At 60.3% G+C, this 861-nt stretch carries 1 protein-coding gene; it reads left to right on the top strand.

The genetic code is table 11. The features are described 5' to 3' along the window. The first annotated feature begins 45 nt into the window (after window positions 1-45). The gene (locus tag PQR67_RS38180) at window positions 46-852 is read left to right on the top strand and encodes an IS5 family transposase (protein ID WP_408467951.1); all 807 of its coding nucleotides are present in this window, start codon (window positions 46-48) and stop codon (window positions 850-852) included. Window positions 853-861 lie beyond the last annotated feature (9 nt).

Genomic DNA, 861 nt, shown 5'->3' with positions numbered 1-861 from the left:
TAGAGGGTGTTAGGCACTTTTTGCCGGACCTGGTATCCTGGCCGGATGAAAAAACGCAGGCCATACCCCACGGATGTATCGGATGAAGAGTGGTACTTCGCCGCTCCGTACCTGACCTTGATGAACAAGGACGCACCGCAGCGCCGCTACGAACTGCGCGAGATGTTCAACGCGCTGCGCTGGATCGTACGCGCGGGTGCGCCGTGGCGTCTGTTGCCAAATGATTTTCCGCCGTGGGAGCTTGTTTACCAGCAGACGCAACGCTGGATTCAGGCGGGTTGCTTCGAGGCCATGGTGAACGACCTGCGTTCGGTCATCCGGGTCGCGCAGGGCCGACAGGGCCAGCCCAGCGCGGTCATTCTGGATGGGCGCACGCTGCAGTCGACATGCGAAAGTGGACCTCGTGCCGGTTACGACGGCTACAAACGCAAACGCGGCAGCAAGGTCCACATGGCGGTTGATACTTTGGGGCAATTGCTCGCTGTGCATGTTACGCCGGCCAACGAACAGGAACGCGCGCAGGTTGGAGAACTGGCGCGTCAGGTTCAGCAGGCCACGGGCCAGACGGTCAAGGTGGCATTCGCCGATCAGGGATATACCGGCGAAGAGCCTGCGCAGGCGGCACTCGACGAAGGAATCGAGCTTCAGGTAATCAAGCTGTCGGAGGCGAAAAAGGGCTTCGTGCTGTTGCCGCGCCGCTGGGTGGTCGAGCGCAGCTTCGGCTGGCTTAACCGCTTCCGCCGACTGGCCAGAGACTACGAGCGGTTGCCCGAAACCCTGGCTGGTTTGCACTTCGTCGTATTCTCCGTGCTTATGCTTGTCCACTTCGCAACCCTTAACAAAAGTGCCTAACACCCTCTA

This window comes from Paraburkholderia fungorum, assembly GCF_046026025.1.
GTDB lineage: Bacteria > Pseudomonadota > Gammaproteobacteria > Burkholderiales > Burkholderiaceae > Paraburkholderia > Paraburkholderia fungorum_E.
This window is presented reverse-complemented; position numbering and strand designations above follow the sequence as displayed.

What these genes read in the sequence shown, in the direction of transcription:
- PQR67_RS38180 (WP_408467951.1), top strand. Translation starts at nt 46, where the DNA reads ATGAAAAAACGCAGGCCATACCCCACGGATGTATCGGATGAAGAGTGG.